The sequence below is a fragment of the Tenacibaculum skagerrakense genome (assembly GCF_004345825.1).
Classification (GTDB): domain Bacteria; phylum Bacteroidota; class Bacteroidia; order Flavobacteriales; family Flavobacteriaceae; genus Polaribacter; species Polaribacter skagerrakensis.
Map to the genome: position 1 here is coordinate 81,576 of NZ_SLXM01000003.1, position 18,058 is coordinate 99,633.

20 protein-coding genes are annotated in these 18,058 nt (G+C 28.8%); 7 read left to right on the plus strand and 13 right to left on the minus strand.

Annotated elements, in window-relative coordinates; genetic code table 11:
* Positions 1–62: 62 nt before the first annotated feature.
* Complete coding sequence (locus EV195_RS06445; RefSeq protein WP_132794106.1) at positions 63–428, plus strand: cupin domain-containing protein; 366 nt, start codon at positions 63–65, stop codon at positions 426–428.
* Positions 429–440: 12 nt separating this feature from the next.
* Here the strand turns inward: EV195_RS06445 and EV195_RS06450 are convergent, their stop codons facing one another.
* From EV195_RS06450 to EV195_RS06485, 8 genes are all read right to left on the minus strand, one after another.
* Positions 441–1,316 carry a hypothetical protein gene (locus EV195_RS06450; protein WP_132794108.1) on the minus strand — a complete coding sequence of 292 codons (876 nt, stop codon included), beginning with the start codon at positions 1,314–1,316 and terminating at the stop codon, positions 441–443.
* Positions 1,317–1,351: 35 nt separating this feature from the next.
* Positions 1,352–1,729 carry a hypothetical protein gene (locus EV195_RS06455; RefSeq protein WP_132794109.1) on the minus strand — a complete coding sequence of 126 codons (378 nt, stop codon included), beginning with the start codon at positions 1,727–1,729 and terminating at the stop codon, positions 1,352–1,354.
* Positions 1,730–1,733: 4 nt separating this feature from the next.
* Positions 1,734–2,132, minus strand: coding sequence for a hypothetical protein (locus tag EV195_RS06460; RefSeq protein WP_132794111.1), 399 nt, complete (start codon positions 2,130–2,132; stop codon positions 1,734–1,736).
* Positions 2,133–2,210: 78 nt separating this feature from the next.
* A complete protein-coding gene (locus EV195_RS06465) occupies positions 2,211–2,852 on the minus strand; it encodes a response regulator (protein ID WP_165915695.1) in 642 nt (213 codons plus the stop codon).
* Between the two features lie 64 nt (positions 2,853–2,916).
* Positions 2,917–4,614: a tetratricopeptide repeat-containing sensor histidine kinase gene (locus tag EV195_RS06470; protein ID WP_132794113.1), complete on the minus strand. Its 1,698-nt coding sequence runs from the start codon at positions 4,612–4,614 to the stop codon at positions 2,917–2,919.
* Between the two features lie 5 nt (positions 4,615–4,619).
* Positions 4,620–5,141, minus strand: coding sequence for a hypothetical protein (locus EV195_RS06475; RefSeq protein ID WP_132794114.1), 522 nt, complete (start codon positions 5,139–5,141; stop codon positions 4,620–4,622).
* 103 nt (positions 5,142–5,244) lie between these two features.
* The gene (locus EV195_RS06480; RefSeq protein WP_132794116.1) at positions 5,245–5,934 is read right to left on the minus strand and encodes a ZIP family metal transporter; all 690 of its coding nucleotides are present in this window, start codon (positions 5,932–5,934) and stop codon (positions 5,245–5,247) included.
* Positions 5,931–6,656, minus strand: a complete 726-nt coding sequence (locus tag EV195_RS06485; protein ID WP_132794118.1) for a class I SAM-dependent methyltransferase — start codon at positions 6,654–6,656, stop codon at positions 5,931–5,933. The genes EV195_RS06480 and EV195_RS06485 overlap by 4 nt, the downstream gene beginning before the upstream one ends.
* 247 nt (positions 6,657–6,903) lie before the next feature.
* Between EV195_RS06485 and EV195_RS06490 the strand changes: the two genes are divergently transcribed.
* Complete coding sequence (locus EV195_RS06490; protein ID WP_132794351.1) at positions 6,904–8,073, plus strand: THUMP domain-containing class I SAM-dependent RNA methyltransferase; 1,170 nt, start codon at positions 6,904–6,906, stop codon at positions 8,071–8,073.
* 34 nt (positions 8,074–8,107) lie between these two features.
* On the opposite strand, the gene EV195_RS06495 is transcribed toward EV195_RS06490, so the two are convergent.
* The 5 genes from EV195_RS06495 to EV195_RS06510 form a co-directional block, all read right to left on the minus strand.
* Positions 8,108–8,878 carry a pentapeptide repeat-containing protein gene (locus tag EV195_RS06495; RefSeq protein WP_132794120.1) on the minus strand — a complete coding sequence of 257 codons (771 nt, stop codon included), beginning with the start codon at positions 8,876–8,878 and terminating at the stop codon, positions 8,108–8,110.
* 114 nt (positions 8,879–8,992) lie between these two features.
* A complete protein-coding gene (locus tag EV195_RS06500; RefSeq protein ID WP_132794121.1) occupies positions 8,993–9,265 on the minus strand; it encodes an HU family DNA-binding protein in 273 nt (90 codons plus the stop codon).
* 183 nt (positions 9,266–9,448) lie between these two features.
* The gene (gene fmt / locus EV195_RS16800; protein WP_207899773.1) at positions 9,449–10,393 is read right to left on the minus strand and encodes a methionyl-tRNA formyltransferase; all 945 of its coding nucleotides are present in this window, start codon (positions 10,391–10,393) and stop codon (positions 9,449–9,451) included.
* Entirely contained in the window at positions 10,394–12,280 is a 1,887-nt protein-coding gene (locus tag EV195_RS06505) for a RecQ family ATP-dependent DNA helicase (RefSeq protein WP_207899774.1), read from the minus strand.
* A 3-nt stretch (positions 12,281–12,283) separates the two neighbouring features.
* Positions 12,284–12,814, minus strand: a complete 531-nt coding sequence (locus EV195_RS06510; RefSeq protein ID WP_132794123.1) for an AAA family ATPase — start codon at positions 12,812–12,814, stop codon at positions 12,284–12,286.
* A 116-nt stretch (positions 12,815–12,930) separates the two neighbouring features.
* Between EV195_RS06510 and EV195_RS06515 the strand changes: the two genes are divergently transcribed.
* The 5 genes from EV195_RS06515 to EV195_RS06535 are packed head-to-tail and all read left to right on the plus strand — an operon-like array spanning position 12,931 to position 18,003.
* Positions 12,931–13,212, plus strand: coding sequence for a DUF493 family protein (locus EV195_RS06515; RefSeq protein ID WP_132794125.1), 282 nt, complete (start codon positions 12,931–12,933; stop codon positions 13,210–13,212).
* A 4-nt stretch (positions 13,213–13,216) separates the two neighbouring features.
* Positions 13,217–14,821, plus strand: a complete 1,605-nt coding sequence (locus EV195_RS06520) for a peptidylprolyl isomerase (RefSeq protein ID WP_132794126.1) — start codon at positions 13,217–13,219, stop codon at positions 14,819–14,821.
* 10 nt (positions 14,822–14,831) lie between these two features.
* Complete coding sequence (locus EV195_RS06525) at positions 14,832–15,704, plus strand: hypothetical protein (RefSeq protein WP_132794128.1); 873 nt, start codon at positions 14,832–14,834, stop codon at positions 15,702–15,704.
* Positions 15,667–17,043 (plus strand): peptidylprolyl isomerase, encoded by a 1,377-nt coding sequence (locus EV195_RS06530; protein WP_243693081.1) that lies wholly within the window; start codon positions 15,667–15,669, stop codon positions 17,041–17,043. The genes EV195_RS06525 and EV195_RS06530 overlap by 38 nt, the downstream gene beginning before the upstream one ends.
* Positions 17,044–17,049: 6 nt before the next feature.
* The gene (locus EV195_RS06535) at positions 17,050–18,003 is read left to right on the plus strand and encodes an AAA family ATPase (protein ID WP_132794130.1); all 954 of its coding nucleotides are present in this window, start codon (positions 17,050–17,052) and stop codon (positions 18,001–18,003) included.
* The last annotated feature ends 55 nt before the right edge of the window (positions 18,004–18,058 follow it).

Consider the following 18,058-nt stretch of genomic DNA (forward strand, 5'->3'; position numbering starts at 1 on the left):
TAATCTATATAGCACAATTGGTGTTCCATTTTTTATTTTTGTTACAGATATTAATTTTTATCATGAAAAAATACACGATACAAAAATCTCCGTTTGTTGTTCCTACCACAGATGGAAAATTAATAGAAGAACATTTTGGTAATGCCACTACACAAGATTCAAAAATTAGCATTGCACATATGATAGCTCCTTCTGGTTGGAGTGAACCTTTTCAAACTCCAGAATTTGAAGAGTATACTTATATCATTAGAGGGAAAAAGCAATTTATAATAGATGGAGAAACTATTGTTTTAGAAGCAGGACAATCAATTAAAATTGAAAAGAATGTGAGAGTTCAATACTCAAACCCTTTTAAAGAAGAATGCGAGTATATAGCTATTTGCTTACCCGCATTTTCTATGGATTTGGTGAATAGAGAGGGGGAATAAAATGAATATTAATTAAAGTTTAAATTTTAATGTTACAGCATAAAAAGATTGTTCTTCGAAATTTATAGAGGGGTTTTCTCCATTAACATAATCAATCCCAATTTTAGCCGATTTTTTTTCATCATCACTAATGTAAAACAGATAATTGAAACTAGTGGAAAAATAGTTATGACTTATTTTTTCTAAGTTCGTAACATTTTCTACTAAATTATAGCGATACTGCCAATCGAAATTTATTTCAAATTTATTCTTAATTTTATCATTATTAGGAAAAAGAGAAAAATTACTATTGATTCTTAAGTAAGCTCTGTAAATATTTCCTTTATCATTATTAGATTCAGTAGATATTCTATTTTCGTTTTCTAATCCAATATATGGAGACCATAAGAATTTAGTTAAATTACCAAATTTTACAGTATTATTAGGGATCCAAAAAGTTCTAGCTTTCATACCTGTTCCTCGTGCAATAAAAGTAATATAGTAATTCCCTTGAAAAGATGTTATATCTTTTATATTATCATTATTGTATTTTACAGATGAAATTAAAATAGGAGTCCAGCTATTGTCGGAATTTAATGAGATATCATGAATTTGTATCTCTAAAGCTAAGCCGGCTAACCAATTATCTTGTTCCTTCTCTATTAATGTATTCAAGTGGTATTCAAAATAAGGAGATAATGTTAATACTTTGTTGTGTTTATTTTCTTTAAGTATATTGAAACCTATAGCGGCGTTCAATAACCATGAGTCCACTTTGTTTTTCGGTTTGGTGTAAGTGATTTGAGCTGGTTCAGCATTTGAGTTTTTACTTTCAAAAGATTTTCTTAATGTTATTTTTTCCCAGAAGTTACTAGAGTCATTATTTATTTGCTGTGAATATATTTTCAATGACATTATGAATAAAAAAATAAAATATTTGATTCTCATGATTTAGATTTTATTAAATTGATGCAGTTGATTACTGTTACTAAACTAGCACACTCACTCACAGTAATTATGCCTGAGGAGTTAAAATTCCATACAATTCTTTGAAAAGGTATTTTTAAAGCTTTTTTGTGATATATTCTTAAACCTAAATCATCTTTTAAACTTTGACTTTCTTTGATATCTTGGATTTCAAATCCACTTAAACTTGATAGTTCTTCAAAGACTTTTCTTTTTACAAAATCATCTAAATTATTTCTTTCTGTAGATAATTGAATTTGATTGCTTAGATTTTGTGAATTACTTTGATCATTGATAAAGTTCTTGAGTTGTAGTAGCTCTGACTCATTTAAAAATAGAGTGATTTTTTGATTCATAATATTAATATTTATTTAAATAATCTAATGGTTTAAATTCTTTTGTGTTATTAAAGGTTTTTATTTGTATGTTATCTGAATGTTCTTCTGTTATACTATCAGCGCTATTAAATAAGTTAGTAACGACTTTTAATAGACTTTTGATAATTATTGGATAAAACATTCCGGTTAGAAATAGCTTCGTATTTGTGGTTATAGCATCAATTTTTATAAAATCGACAATGTAATTTGAGGTAATTCCAAAAAAGAGTATTGAAACTATGGTAATAATCCAGTAGATTTTAGAGTTAAAAACTTTAACATTATTTCCTAAACTTCTACTTAAATTAAACCAGTGCAGAACTTCTTGTCCTAGTGCACCAAGAAAACTTGGAATGAAGAGTTGTAAACTGATTAAAAACATACTTGTTGAATTTTGGTTTGTGTATATTCAAAAGTATGTTTAAAAGGAAGTGTTTTTTCTACCTACAAATAGGTAAAATTAAAACTGATATTTCTTATCAATAGCGTATTTAACTAGTTCGTTACCGTTTTTTAAATCGAGTTTACGAATCATGTTTTTTCGATGTGTGTCAACTGTAGTTTTTGCAATAAATAAGGCTTCAGCTATTTCTTTTGAAGTTTTTCCATTAGCAATTAAATTCAGTATTTCTTTTTCTCTATTGGATAGTAGTACTTTTTCTGACTTTCCTACAGTAACATTAGTATCTATATAATCATTCATAAAATTAAAAGCAACGTTAGGATCAAAAAAAGTCTCACCTTGCGCAACGGTAACAATAGCTTTAGAGAGCATTTTAATACCTGAGTTTTTCAATAAATAACCAGAGGCACCAGCATCTAACATTTGTTTTATAGCATCAGGTTGGTCAAACATTGTTAGTGCGAGAACACGAATATGAGGAAGTCTAGTTTTTATGATTTTAGTAGCTTCAATACCATCCATTTTTGGCATACGGATATCAGTAATAACCAATTTAGGTTGTTTTAACAAAACCAACTTAACCAAGTCTTCACCATTATTTACAGTACCTATAATGTTTACAGTTTCATCATATTCAAAAAAAGATTTAACACCATCAATTAGCATTTGATGATCTTCAGCCATGATTATTGTTATCATAATTAATTGGTCTTTACTCAAATATAGGAAATAACGTTTCCTAATTTATACTCATAATTAGGTATTATAAAGGGATATTAATAATTATTGAGGTGCCTCTTTTTATAGCAGAATCAATCTGAAAATTTCCGTGTAAATATTCAACCCTTTTTTTAATAGAACCTAATCCCATTCCATTATTGTAAGGAATTATACTTGGATTAAAACCTTTGCCATTATCTTCAATAATAATGTTTAAGTTATCATCAAAGTGAGAAATATTGATAGTAGCTTCTGATGCTTCAGCATGTTTTATAATGTTCGTTATGAGTTCTTGAATAATTCTAAAGATTGTTATTTCTGTATTTGAATCCAATCTTCTATCCAAACCAAAATCTACAATTTCAATGTTTAATTGATTGGCAGATGAAATTTTTTCAGCCATCATTTTAATAGCAACTAGTAAGCCTTGATTAGCAATAACACCAGCATTTTTTGCATGAGCAATACTGCGAACTTTTAAATAGGTTTCATCAATTAATTTTTCAGTTTTATTATACAGTTCTTCTTGGTTGAAGTGTTTTTTCTCTCTGTTAAGTTTTAAATTTTCAAAATGTAATTTTAAAGTGGCAAGAACACTTCCAATATTATCGTGTAAATCTTCTGCAATTCGTATACGTTCTTTTTCTTGACCTTCAACCATTGCATTTATAGTTGTGATTTCTTGTTCTTTTAATAGCGTTAAATTTTTCTGTTTTTCAAGTTCTTTTTGCTGTTCTGCTAATAAACGTTTTTTTCGAGAGTTTTTGAGGTTTAGATAAGCAATAGTTCCACCGAAAAATAAAAGTATTAAAGAACCAAAAAGGAAGTTTTGCGTTTGTTTTCTTTTTTGTTCGGTTAGTAGATTTTTTTGTCGAAGTTCTAAGTTCTCTTTGTCTTTTTCAGCTACTTTATATTTTTCGTCTAATTCTTTAATAGCTTTATTCTGATTAAAAACATCTAAACTGTCTTTATAAGTAATGTATTTAGATTGATATTGAAAAGCTTTTTTATAGTCTTGTAACCTTTGATAACATTCTGAAAATTTTCTATAAATAATTTTTTTATATTTCAATTTCCCTTCATTTAAAATCAATTGATCTGTTTTTTTTAAAAGTTCTATGGCTTTTGTAAATTTTGATTGATTTTGATAAAGATTAATTAAGTTGATATAAACACTAGCAATTTTATTTGTGTTTTCTTTTGGAATAATATTTAAAGCTTTATTTAAATAAACATTGGCAGAGTCCTGGTACTTTTTAGAATATAGTAGCCCTAAATTGATAAATACATTTGATTTGTAATCAGGTCTTTTGATTTTAGTTGTAAGATAGATGGATTTATGAAAATATGAGGCCGACTTTTCTGGAGAATTTTGATTAAAAAAATAAACTCCAAACCGATTGTTCAATCCAATTAATAATAATTTGTCTTTAGTGCTAATTTCTTCGTTTTCTGTTAAGTAATGTAGCCTATCTTTATTTAGATTTTCTTGCCAACCTACAATATCAAATAATTTTAAATTACATAGAAATATACTATCATTATCTTTTAAAACTTTATATCCATCTTTGGCTTTCTTCATTAAAAAATAAGCAGAGTCAGTTTTGTTTAAGTTTCCAAAATGAATAGCAGATTTATAATAATAACTAGTAGGCTTTTCTTTTTGAGCATACATAAAACTACAAACCATTAAAAGCATGATTTGTAGAATATTTTGAGTGATTTTTTTTGATAAAGTCATTAGTTTTAAGGACCAGTAACAATTACTCCACCTCCAGCTTCTTCTGGTTTTATTATTAACAATTCAGATAGCTTATCAATTTTATTGTCTAATATTTTACTAGAACATAAATCTTTATCATCGTTTAACGTTATAACTAAAAGAGATTCATGATTTTTAATGTCGAATTTTATCGGTTGACAGGTTTCTAGATCATATATTTCATCAAATAAAATTTTACCATCTAGAAAAAAATTTATGTCTAAACCTAATGTAGAAGCAGCAGTTGGCTCAGAAATATGTATTAGTAAAATTCTTAAATTACTAACATTTATTCCTATTTCTAAAAAAATATCGCTCGAAACCTCATAGACTTTTTGAATTTCGAAATCTTTTTTAGGACAAGGTATTTTAACACTAACATATTTTTTTGAAGGGTTAAAGTAACTTTCTTTTAATAGAACATTAAAATTTTTTTTGTGCAAACTAGAGTAACCATTTCCAGGTTTACCTGGTTTACAAATTGGCCAATTTGGATTTTTTTTCATTACAAATATATATTGATTAGTAGTTTCAAATATCTGAACTACATAGATAAATAAATATACCTACTAATAGGTAGTTTAGGATATTTAAATATATGGATATATTTTAATGTAAAGTAAAAACGGTCAATAAGATACCTAGAAGAATAGCTGTAAACTTTTGAAAATTGAATTTGTGGTTTTCAGATGTTTCAAAAAGGATAATGGTAGAAATATGAAGAAAAACTCCAATAATTAATGCGGTAATTTGTTTGTGGTACTGTTGTAAGAAGTCTATATTTTCTCCTAAAAAATAACCTAACGGACTCATTAAACTAAAAACAAAAAGAAATAAAAAAGTCTTAGTTTTTGAGAATTCTGAATGTAAAAAGAAGGTGGTTAAAATAATGGCAATCGGAATTTTATGTACAACAATTGCCCATAATAAATTATCATTAGCATTGTGTATAGGTAATCCTTCTGAAAACGCATGAATAGACAAACTCACAAATAATAACCAAGGAAACTTATTAGAATGAGAATGTAAGTGTACATGACCATGTTCAGCTCCTTTTGAGAAGGATTCAAGTACGGACTGCACTAAAATTCCAACTAAAATTAAAATTCCTAAAGTATGAGAATCGTGTTCATTAGAATGATTATAGTAAATCTCAGGAAGTAGATGTAAAATTGTTACAGACAATAAATAAGCTCCGCTAAAAGCTAATAATAATCTCGTATACAATTTATTAGGTTTTTTAAATAATACAAAGACACCACCTAATAAAACAGCTCCAATTAAGAGTATATAACTCATTTAGCAATTAATATTAATCGACTAGATTGTTCTTCGTCGAATTCATTTAAATTATAATCTCCAAATGTATTTATAATAGTTAAATCTGCACTATTAAAATAGTGTTTCATTTTTGCTAAATCTAAAAATTTAACTTTTTCAGTGTAGGAGTGTTGTTGGTCATCAGCAAAAAAGGAGATATGTTTTAAAATAAAACCATCTCTTATTTCCCTCTCTATATGAAATGTAATTCCGTCTACTTCTTTGGTCTCTTTTTCAACAAGATTATTTTTGGTTTTCTGAACATTTAAAAAATCAAGTACCAATACACCCGAATCTTTAAGTCCACTTTTCATTCCTTTTAAAACCTTTAAATCTTCCTGATCGTCATCAAAGTAACCAAAGCTTGTAAATAAATTGAAAACAGCATCATATTTATTTTCTAAAGATTTTCGCATGTCCCAAACCTCGAAATGCAATTTTTCGTTCTCAAATTGCTTAGCATGTTCAATACTATTTTTGCTTAAATCTCCACCGGTAACTCTATATCCTAACGAATTTAAGTAGATAGAATGCCTTCCTTTACCACATGGTAAATCGGCTATGTGCGCATCTTTAGGAAGCTCTAAAAAGTTAGTGATGTTTTGCATAAATAACTGAGCATCATTATCATCTCTGTTTTTATATAAAGTATGATAATAAGTGGTATCAAACCAAGAAGTAAACCAATCTTTTGTCTCCATAGGAATAAGTTGGACGCAAAAGTAGTGAAAACTTACAGTATTTTAATAGTTACATTTTCTGTATTGAGCATTCAGTTCTCTGTTTTTAAATTTCAATATTCAGTTTTAATTATCAAATAGCTGAAAACTAGAAGTGATGAGCTTGTAAATTAATAAAATTCAAAATTCTCTTAATCTTAGAACTTTAGTCTTTATACTTTTAAACTTTAGAGAGTAAAGCGTACTTTTGTAGTGTTAAACAATGAGCATGGATAAAGATTTTAAAATGGTAGCAACTACCATTTCTGGACTAGAAGGAGTATTAGCGGATGAATTAAGAAAGTTAGGAGCTAGAGATGTAAATGAGGCTATTAGAAGCGTTTACTTTAAGGGAGATAAAGGTTTTATGTATAAAGCTAATATCGCTTTACGTACTGCTATTAGAATTTTAAAACCAATTAAGAAGAGTAAGGTTTTTGATGAAGAGGATTTATATGAAGCTATTCAAAGAATAAAATGGGAACGTATTTTAGATGTTGATGGAACTTTTGCAGTTGATGCAGTAGTTTTTTCCAGAAATTTCACTACAAATTCACATTATATTTCTTTAAAATCAAAAGATGCTATTGCGGATTATTTCATGCTTAAATACAAGAAGCGTCCGAATGTTGATTTAAAACAACCTGATGTAAAAATCCATATTCATATTCATAAAGAATGGTTAACTGTTTCTTTAGATAGCTCTGGAGATTCACTTCATAAAAGAGGTTATAGAAGCGCTACAAATATTGCACCTATTAATGAAGTTTTAGCTGCTGGACTTGTATTATTATCAGGATATAAAGGTGAAGAAAATTTTATTGATCCAATGTGTGGTTCTGGAACATTGTTAATTGAAGCAGCAATGATTGCTAATAATATTCCGGCTAACATTAATCGTAAGCATTTTGCTTTTGAAAATTGGAAAGATTATGATGAAGATTTATACTTTATAATTCAGGATTCTTTATTAAAGAAAATTAGAAGTTCTCATTTTAAAATTATGGGATTTGATAAAGCACCTTCAGCTGTAAATAAAGCTAGACAAAATATTGTAAATGCTAACTTAGAAGAATTTATAGGTGTGCACCATGTGAACTTTTTCAATTCTAAAAAAGAAGTGTTTGGTAAAACAACAATTTTATTCAATCCACCTTATGGAGAGCGTTTAAACATTAACGTTGAAGAGTTTTACAAAAGTATTGGAGATACGTTAAAGAATGGTTATCCGAATTCTACAGCTTGGTTAATAACATCAGATTTTTCTGCATTAAAATATGTTGGATTAAGAACCTCTCAACGATTGCCAATTAAAAATGGTGATTTAGATTGTCGATTTGTGAAATACGAGTTGTACGAAGGAAGTAAGAAACAAAAAAAAGAAGAAGTGCCGGAATAAGCACTTCTTCTTTTTTTTTATATAGTAGATAAGTTTATTTGCTTTTCAATACGTATTTACTAAAGCTTTTACCATTTATTTTTGTGTACTTTGAGTCAATATCAAACCCAACTTCCATATTTTTAATATCAAACTCTCCATCAACCTTTGTGTATTTAATATCTAAGTCTTCTTGAAACTTAACGTTGTTAAACGAAACCCCGTTTTTAAATTTAGTGTATTTAAAGGTAGCAGTTTCCTTAAAAGTTGAGTTGGCAAAGCTTACAAATTTTCTAAAATCAGCATATTTAAATGTAGCAGGTTCGTCAAAAAGAGTGTTTTCAAAAGAGATATTTCTTGAGAACTCAGCATATTTAAAGGTACTATCATCTAAAAATTTAGTCCCGCTAAAATCAGTATTTTCATCAAAATCAGAGTATTTAAACATAGCTTTTCTTTCGAAAGTACAATTTTTAAAAACTACAGTATCTTCAAAATTAGCAATAAAAGTGTATCCACTATCTTCATGAGGAACGTACGCTAAAACATCGTCTTTAAACGTACAATTTGTAAAAGAAATACTACTAGATATATCTTTTTCAACAGTGTTAGAACCTCCATTATTCCACCAACGACTTCTTTTCGGTAAAGAAGGTAGAGCGTCATCCATATAAGTCAAGTCTAATACTCCTTCAATTATTGCATTATTAATAGTAATTTTTTTCCCATCTTTTATATCTCTTAAAATATCTGAAGCATTTACTGTTTTTTGAGAGAATGAAAAAGTAGCAATAAATAAAGCTAAGGAAGTAATTATATATTTCATGATGTTAAATTTTATCGTTTATACTAAAGACACATCATTTTTTGAATTGTTACACAAAAAAAACACCCGATAAAAAATCGAGTGTTTCTATTATGTTCTTAAACTATAAATTTTTTAGTTTACAGAATCGCTTAAACCAGCACCAGCTTTAAACTTTACAACATTCTTAGCAGCGATCTTGATTTCTTTACCAGTTTGTGGGTTTCTACCATTTCTAGCAGCTCTTTTAGAAACTGACCAAGTTCCCCATCCAACTAATGCAACTTTGTCACCTTTCTTTAAAGCGCTAGTTACGTTGTTAGTTAAAGAATCTAAAGCAGCTTTAGCAGCAGCTTTTGAAATTCCTGCGTCAGCAGCCATCGCGTCGATTAAATCAGACTTGTTCATAATTTATAGATTTTTAAAATTAATTAATGTTTTTTGCATTAATGCTCAACAAATATAGATTTAATGCGATATTGCGCAAGTTTAGGGGGTAAAAATCCAATAATTTGTTAATAAGTTATATCAATTTGTTAATAACCCTAAATAAAAAACGGAAAAATTCATTAACCCCACGTCTATAAAGGGCTAGAGCATCATCGCTTCTTTTTCAAATGTAAAACCATTTAATAAGCTTGGAATATCTAATAATTTCTTACCAGAAAGCTTTATCTCATTAATTATCAAATAACCATCTTTAACAGCAACTTTTAATTCTTTTTTAGAGGTCACGATAGTTCCAGTGTTTAAATTATGATTAATAACTTCTTTTGATACACCATATATTTTAGCTGTAATTTCTTCATCTCCATTTTTAATGGTTGTCCAAGCAGCAGGATAAGGATTTAAACCTCTTATATGGTTATAAATGTCAGAAAGTGATTGAGACCAATCAATTTTACAATTGTGAGGATATAACTTTGGCGCAGCTTTTTCTTCAAGCTCAGGTTGTTTAGATGTAGCAACTTCATCCGAAGCAATTAAATCAACAGTTTTAGTGACTAAATCGGCACCTAGATACATTAGTCTATCATGCAGATCTCCAACAATTTCATCTTCTTTGATGTCAATTTCACTTTTTAAGATGATTTCACCTGTATCAATTTTATCATCTATAAAGAATGTTGTTACTCCAGTTTTCTTTTCACCATTAATAATAGCCCAATTAATAGGAGCAGCTCCTCTATATTCTGGTAATAAGGACGCATGTAAATTAAATGTTCCGTACTCTGGCATTTTCCACACAATTGTAGGAAGCATTCTAAAGGCAACTACAATCTGTAAATTTGCGTTTAAAGCTTTTAAATCATTTATAAAATCTTCACTTTTTAGATTGGTAGGTTGGAGAATAGGAATGTTTAGTGTAGATGCATACTTTTTTACTGCCGATTGATTTAGCTTTCGTCCTCTACCAGCAGGTTTGTCAGGAGCAGTAATAACTCCAACAACATTATAATTAGTATCAATTAGTTTTTTTAAAATGGTAACCGCAAAATCGGGAGTACCCATAAAAACAATTCGTATATCTTTCATTTATTTTAAAAAGTATGTATTAGTGTTTGTGATTTCTATTATTTCTTCCGCTATTAATTCTCGCAAATGTATTAAAATATCATTTTCAGGATACGGTAATAATTCACATAACTCAAGAGCGTTCAACGATTTTTTAGTTTTTAAAACTTCCATTATACTAGAAGAAATGGTAGGCGCTGGTTTATTGTTTTTTCTGCAAACATCACAGTTCCCACATGGTTTATCTACAAATTCGCCAAAGTAATTAAGTAATTGTATATTTCTACAAACTTTATCATTTAGAACATAGTTAATTAATGTTTCTAATTTTTCCTCCTTATGTTTTAAGAAGCTAGTAATTAATTTACTGTTTCTATTGATTGTTTTATCATCTTCTCTCGGAACTAAAAAAACTATTTCACTATCTGAAGTTGACTTATGGTATTTTAAAATACCATCTAGAGCTAATTTTTCTAATGATTCAATTACGTTATCGGAAGTAATGCCTACGTTTTTCGCAATTGAAAATTCATTGATTTTAACTTCGTTTTCAAAAAGTCCAGCATACATTCTCAATAAAGTATCTAAAAATTTTCTTCTGGCATTGTGTGATTCTTTGTAATTTAAAAGCTGACGATTATTGACTAAAAATTGAATACTAGAGCTTTTCTGACTGGCTTGATTTAGTTCAATTATTCCATAATTATTCAAAATCTGTAGAATACTAAATACTTTTAGAGAAATAAATTTATATGAATTACAAAATTCTAAAATGTTTAATCTGTACTTTTCTTCTGAATATTCACCGATTGCAATTTGAAAATATTGATATAGTTTTTTATGTACTTCTTTAATTTCGTTGATTGAAGGTTGAGATCTCTTAAAAATCTCTTTTGAAGTTTCAATATCAGAAAGATTAGTTAAGAAAATCGCAAAAGCATCTTCTTTATTCCTGCCAGCTCTACCTGCTTCTTGTACATAATTTTCAATAGAGGAAGGTAAATTATAATGAATTACTGTTTTTACATTTGCTTTGTCAATTCCCATTCCAAAAGCATTAGTAGCAACCATAATTGGAGTTTTCTCACTCATCCAATTTTCGTAAGCATTTTTTTTCTCACTTACAGATAATCCGCCATGATAAAAACTACTATTAAATCCAGAATAGTTTAAATAATTTGATAATTCTTTGGTTTTCTTTCTAGAATTAACATAGACAATACTTGGAGCTTTATTTTTTTTAAAAACTTGACTAAGCTTAGACAACTTATCGTTTGTGTTTATTATATGATAATGAAGATTTTTTTTATGAAAAGACTCTTTAAGAATCGTTGGCTTTTCTAATTCAAGAATTTGAATAATATCTTCTAAAACTTTTTTAGTAGCAGTTGCAGTTAACGCTACTATTTTTGAGTTTGGGACTAGTTTTCTAAGAATATTTAGTTTAGTGTACGAAGGTCTAAAATCATGTCCCCATTCGGATATACAATGCGCTTCATCTATTACGATAAGAGCTATCTTTAAATCGCTAATTCTATCTTGAATTAATTTAGATTGCAGTCTTTCTGGAGATAGGTATAAAAATTTATAGTTACCGTACTTAATATTATCAAAAATACGTACAATATCATCTACAGAAGATCCTGAAGGAATGTGTGTTGCTTTTATACCTTTGTTTTGAAGATTGGTAACTTGATCTTCAATTAAAGCAATTAAAGGAGATATTACGACGCATACACCATCAAAAAATAAACCAGGAACTTGAAAAGCAATTGATTTACCACCACCAGTTGGAAGCAATGCAACAGTATCATTTTTAGAAAGGATACTATCAACAATTTCTTTCTGTTTTGGTCTAAAAGAAGAGAAACCCCAATAGGTTTCCAATATTTTTAAAGGATCAGACATTTTTTACATATGACTCAAAATGAAATCGCAACGATTTCTTACAGTATCAAAAGGTACGTTTATAATTTCGTAATTTAATTCAGCATAGGCTTCATTTAAATATTTACTGATGGTTTCAGACTGTTCAAAAGTTTCGTAACGCTCGTTATCAGATCGATAAATATCTTCCCAAGGCAAAAATTGAAAAACTTTGGTATAACGATATTGTTCACTTTTTTCTAGGAAAACAGATGGAAATTCAGTGTTAAAATAGCGCATGTAAGCATGAATACTTGGAATCCCTCTATCAAAAAAAACAATTCTGTCATTTGATTTTTCAGCATCAAGATACTGCTGTTCTCTTCCTTCTAATAGTTTGTAACTAAATAAAATAGGGTCTGTTAAGAATAGCTGTTCAATTCCTTCTTCTTGAGCTTTTTTTGTTACTTCTCTAGAAATTTCAGGCATACACATAAATCCTTGACGCTTTAAATACCTTAAAACGGAAGACTTTCCAGTGCCTGGTCCACCAATTAAAACAATTTTTTGTTGCATACGGCAAAAATAAAAGTTTCATTAGTTATATGTAATAAATAGTGTAATTTTGTTCTCCTAAATATTTTAGAGCTTAATTTATTCAAGAAAAAAGTAACTATTCAAAAGGGGATACCATGACTGACAGAGAGGCTTTTTACATAAAACTTAAAACCAAATTAGAGGAAACATCTACATTTCCTTTAAAATACTTATATAAATTTATCGTTCCAACTAATGGGAATCAAGTAGAAGAAGTTAAAGATCTATTTGATAAAGGAGGAGCAGTAATTGAAACTAAAAAATCAAGAACAGGTAAATATGTTAGTGTTTCTATTCATATAAGTATGAAGAGTTCAGATGAAATTATAGAATACTATCAAAGAGCCGAAAAAATTGAAGGAATCATATCGTTATAATTTTATGAAGAAAATCATTTTTGCAACTATTTTTTTGTTTTTCGGTAAAATGAGTTTTGCTCAGAAAGACAAAGTATTACTTACTATTAATGATGATCCGGTATATGTATCTGAGTTTAAAAGAGTATATGAGAAAAACTTAGATCAGATAAGCGATAGTGAGAAAGGAATAGATAAAAATCTAGCTCTTTTTATAAATTACAAATTAAAGCTGATAGAAGCTTATAAGCTTAAATTAGATACTTCTAAAACGTATAAGAGTGAGTTTAGAAGTTATAAGAATCAATTAATGACTCCTTATCTTCAAGACGAAGATTTTAAGAAAGCATTGTTAGAAGAGGCATATAATAGAACTACAGAAGAAGTTAGAGCTAGTCATATTCTTATATCGTATTCTAAGAAAAGTACTAAAAGAGATACTACTGAAATCATCAGTATTTTAGATTCTATTAAAGATAGAATTAACAAAGGAGAATCTTTCGACAAGTTAGCACGTGAGTATTCAGATGATCCTTCAGCTAAAATGAATGGTGGAGATTTAGGTTATTTTTCTGCGTTTAGAATGGTATATCCTTTTGAAAACGCTGCTTATAACACCGAAGTAGGGAATGTTTCTGAGCCATTTAAAACTAGGTTTGGTTATCATATAGTAAAAGTAACTGATAAGAGAAAATCAAAAGGAGCTTTTGAAGTTGCACATATTTTAGCTAGAGATAATAGCATCATAGGAAAAGTTAAAATAGATTCAGTTTACCAGAAATTACAAAAAGGAGAGTCCTTTGAAGAATTAGCCAAAAAATATTCAGAAGATAAAGGATCTGCTGTTAATGGTGGAGTTTTACCAAAGTTTTCATCAGGTAGAATGGTCCCTTCTTTTGAAAACGAAGTTTTTAAATTAGAAAAAGAGGGAGCCATTAGCGAGCCTTTTAAAACTAGATATGGATGGCATATTGTTAAGCTACTTAAGAATTATCCAGTTAAACCGTTAAAAGAATTAAAATCTGAATTAGAAGCTAGAATTAGAACTAGTAACAGAGGAAAGCTTTCTATGCAGAAATTAATAAAGGATTTAAAATCTAAATACAAAGTTACTGTTCATAAAGATATTCTAAATCAGGTTAGTTTAAACAGAGATTTTCAGTTTTCAGACGAGGATAAAAAGAATGCTATTTTAACGATTGAAGAAAATACCATTCCTCTTAAAGAATTTTTAGACTATATAAAGAATAAGAAGTATTTAAGTATTGAAGAGTTGTGGAGTAAGTTTGAAGATGATCAAGTATTAAATTATTACAAAGAGGATTTGGTGAATCTGTATCCTGAATATAAAAATACCTTACAAGAGTATAAAGACGGACTTTTACTTTTCGATTTAATGAAAACTAAAATCTGGGATGCTTCTCAAAAAGATGATGAAGGATTGACAAGTTATTTTGAAAAAAACAAATCAAACTACAAATCTGAGGATATCAAAAATATTAAAGGAGAAGTAATTAATGATTATCAAAAATATTTAGAAGAAGAGTGGCTTACGGCTTTGAAGAAAGAAAACACTATTAAGATTAATAACAAAGTTTTAAAGAAATTAAAAAAGTATTACAATCAATAAAAAAAGAAACGTGAGGAAATTTGTTATCATTTTTTTGAGTCTTTTTGTAATTGGTTCTTGTGACAAATTAAAATCTCTTGATCTTTTTACTAAAAAAGAAGAACGTAAAGAGCCTATTGTAGCTTCAGTAGGACAAACAAACTTGTATTTATCAGAATTAGCTGGTGTTATTCCTAGGGGAATTTCAAGAAATGATAGTATTGTATTAGCTAAGAGTTACATAAATACTTGGGCAAAACAACAACTTTTATTACAAAAAGCAGAAGAAAATATTTCGGAAGTTAACAGTAAAAAAATAGACGATCTAATTAAAACCTACAGGCAAAGCCTTTATATAAATGGTTATAAAGAAAGTTTAATTAAGCAACAGTTAGATACTATTGTAACTGAAGAAGCAATTCTTACCTATTATGAAAATAATAAAGAGAATTTTAAGCTTAATGAAGAATTGTTACAGATAAAATACGTGTACTTTGGAAACGACTTTTTAGACAAAAAGGAAGCTATCGAGAAATTTAAATCTGAAGAAGAAGAAGATTTAGAAGATTTAGAGTCGTTAACAATTAATTTTAAAGATTATCAATTAAGAGATTCTTCTTGGACTACTTATGACAATGTTCTTCAAAAAATTCCACCTTTTAGATATGAAGCGAAAGAAAATTTGTTAAAAAAATCAAAATTCATAAAGAGGGAAGATAGTTTAGGAGTATATTTGGTCGCTGTGAACGATGTTTTGCTAAGAAACGACATTGCTCCACTGAGTTACATAGAAAATAATATTAAACAATTAATCTTACATAAACGTAAGATAGAATTAGTTAGAGATATAGAAAAAACGTTGATTAATGATGCAATTAAAAATAATGAATTTAAAGAGTATTAGCCTTTCACTTTTTATGATGTTTACAACTGCTAATTTGTTTGCACAAAAAGTAAAAATTGATGGAGTTGCCGTTGTAGTTGGTAAGAATATTGTTTTAGATTCAGATATTGAAAAGTTTAAACAAGAAGTAGAACTTAGGAGTGAGGGAAAAATTAAGATTTCTAACTGTGAAATGTTAGAAGAATTAATGCAACAGAAACTTTTAGCGCATCATGCTGTTGTAGATAGTGTAACAGTTTCAAAATCTGAAATTGATTCTAGAGTCGATAGAAGTATTCAATATTTTACTCAAGAGTATGGTTCGGTAGATAAAGTTGTTGCCGCGTATGGTTTTAACGATATAGATGATCTTAAGAAGGAATTGTCTCGTGTACAAAAGGAAAATACTTTAATAGAAAAAGAACAAGCTAAAGTTACTGAAGATGTTGATGTTACTCCAGAAGAAGTACGTTTATACTTCAACGGTTTAAAAGAAAAGGAAGAACTTCCTGAGTTTCCAGCTGAAGTAGAATTGGCACAGATTGTTATAAAAGCTGAACCTACAGAAGAAGAAAATAAAAGAGTAATTGACAAGTTAACTGAAATTAGAAGACAAATTATTGAAGATGGTGCTAGTTTTAAGTTAAAAGCTATTATCAATTCTGATGAGCCAAATGTTGGTCAAACTGGAGGGTTTTTAGGACCAGTAACAAAAGAAACGCAGTTTATTAGAGAGTTTAAAGAAGTGGTGTTTAGTCTGGATGAAGGACAAATATCGGAGCCTTTTAAAACAGATTTCGGGTATCACATTGTATTACTTCATAAAATTAAAGGTAAAGCAAGAGAGGTTTCTCATATTTTAATCATGCCTCAAGTTACCGATGAAAAGCTTAAACAGACAAAAGATCAACTTGAAAAAGTAAGACAGGAATTAGTCGATGGAAAGATAACTTTTGAAGAAGCGGTTAAAAAATATTCACAGGATGAGGATACTAAAAATAGTGATGGACTTTACATCAATCCTTACACTGGTGAACCAACATGGGAATTAACACGTATGGACCCTGCTTTATATGGTAGAATTAATGAATTACAAACAGGAGAGTATTCGGAGGTCTTTTACGAAGAAACAAATACTCAAAAGAAAATGTATATGTTAATTTTAATGAAAAACAGAACCAATACACATACTGCAGATTTGGTGAAAGATTATGTGAAGGTTCAACAGTTAGCATTAGCTAAGAAAAAAGAAGAAACTATAGAAAAGTGGTCTAAAGAGAAAATATTAGAAACCTATATAAAGCTTGGAGAAGACTATAAAAAATGTACTTTTAAAGCTAATTGGAAAAAAGAAAACTAAGAATATATGTCTGAAGTTACAGCGGTAGATAATCTTGTTAAAAAATACGCCCAATTACAACAAGAAATAGGTAAAGTTATTATAGGGCAAAACGAAGCTGTTAACTTTACATTATTATCCATTTTCTGTGGAGGACATTCTCTGTTAATTGGAGTGCCTGGTTTGGCCAAAACATTGTTAGTAAACACAATCTCTAATTCTTTGGGTTTAGGTTTTAACAGAATTCAGTTTACACCAGATTTAATGCCTTCTGATATTTTAGGTAGTGAAATTTTGGATGAAACTAGAAAGTTTAAATTTATTAAAGGTCCAATATTCTCCAATATCATCTTGGCTGATGAGATTAACAGAACACCACCTAAAACTCAAGCTGCTTTATTAGAAGCGATGCAAGAGAGATCGGTTACAATTGCTGGAAATCATTATAAATTAGATTTGCCTTTCTTTGTATTAGCAACGCAGAACCCAATTGAGCAGGAGGGAACCTACCCTTTACCAGAAGCTCAGTTAGACCGTTTTATGTTTTCTATTAATTTAGATTATCCTTCGTTTGAAGAAGAAGTTGAAGTTGTTAAAAGTACGACTTCGATTAATGAGCAAAAAGTTAATTCTTTATTTAGTCCTTCTGAAATCATTGAAATTCAAAAGCTAATAAGAAAAATTCCTGTAGCAGATAACGTAATAGAGTATGCAGTTTCTTTAGTTGGTAAAACAAGACCAAACTCGAATTTAGCTACAGATATGGTAAAAAAGTATATTGATTGGGGTGCTGGACCAAGAGCTTCACAGAACTTAATTTTAGCTGCAAAAGCGCATGCTGCTGTGAATGGCAAATACTCACCAGATATTGAAGACGTTCAAGCTATTGCAGTTCCAATCTTGTCTCACAGAGTTGTTAAGAACTATAAAGCAGAAGCTGAAGGAATAACGATAAAAGAAATTATTACTTCTTTATTTTAAAAGTAAAGAATACTTAAACAAACAAAATAGTTTTAAAGCATAAAAAAACTCGGAA

Coding starts and splice junctions, on each gene's coding strand:
- EV195_RS06515 (WP_132794125.1), top strand. CDS start 12,931: ATGACTGACAGAGAGGCTTTTTACATAAAACTTAAAACCAAATTAGAG.
- EV195_RS06500 (WP_132794121.1), bottom strand. CDS start 9,265: ATGAACAAGTCTGATTTAATCGACGCGATGGCTGCTGACGCAGGAATT.
- EV195_RS06490 (WP_132794351.1), top strand. CDS start 6,904: ATGGATAAAGATTTTAAAATGGTAGCAACTACCATTTCTGGACTAGAA.
- EV195_RS06520 (WP_132794126.1), top strand. CDS start 13,217: ATGAAGAAAATCATTTTTGCAACTATTTTTTTGTTTTTCGGTAAAATG.
- EV195_RS06475 (WP_132794114.1), bottom strand. CDS start 5,141: ATGAAAAAAAATCCAAATTGGCCAATTTGTAAACCAGGTAAACCTGGA.
- fmt (WP_207899773.1), bottom strand. CDS start 10,393: ATGAAAGATATACGAATTGTTTTTATGGGTACTCCCGATTTTGCGGTT.
- EV195_RS06470 (WP_132794113.1), bottom strand. CDS start 4,614: ATGACTTTATCAAAAAAAATCACTCAAAATATTCTACAAATCATGCTT.
- EV195_RS06460 (WP_132794111.1), bottom strand. CDS start 2,132: ATGTTTTTAATCAGTTTACAACTCTTCATTCCAAGTTTTCTTGGTGCA.
- EV195_RS06455 (WP_132794109.1), bottom strand. CDS start 1,729: ATGAATCAAAAAATCACTCTATTTTTAAATGAGTCAGAGCTACTACAA.
- EV195_RS06505 (WP_207899774.1), bottom strand. CDS start 12,280: ATGTCTGATCCTTTAAAAATATTGGAAACCTATTGGGGTTTCTCTTCT.
- EV195_RS06495 (WP_132794120.1), bottom strand. CDS start 8,878: ATGAAATATATAATTACTTCCTTAGCTTTATTTATTGCTACTTTTTCA.
- EV195_RS06485 (WP_132794118.1), bottom strand. CDS start 6,656: ATGGAGACAAAAGATTGGTTTACTTCTTGGTTTGATACCACTTATTAT.
- EV195_RS06445 (WP_132794106.1), top strand. CDS start 63: ATGAAAAAATACACGATACAAAAATCTCCGTTTGTTGTTCCTACCACA.
- EV195_RS06480 (WP_132794116.1), bottom strand. CDS start 5,934: ATGAGTTATATACTCTTAATTGGAGCTGTTTTATTAGGTGGTGTCTTT.
- EV195_RS06530 (WP_243693081.1), top strand. CDS start 15,667: ATGATGCAATTAAAAATAATGAATTTAAAGAGTATTAGCCTTTCACTT.
- EV195_RS06535 (WP_132794130.1), top strand. CDS start 17,050: ATGTCTGAAGTTACAGCGGTAGATAATCTTGTTAAAAAATACGCCCAA.
- EV195_RS06510 (WP_132794123.1), bottom strand. CDS start 12,814: ATGCAACAAAAAATTGTTTTAATTGGTGGACCAGGCACTGGAAAGTCT.
- EV195_RS06465 (WP_165915695.1), bottom strand. CDS start 2,852: ATGATAACAATAATCATGGCTGAAGATCATCAAATGCTAATTGATGGT.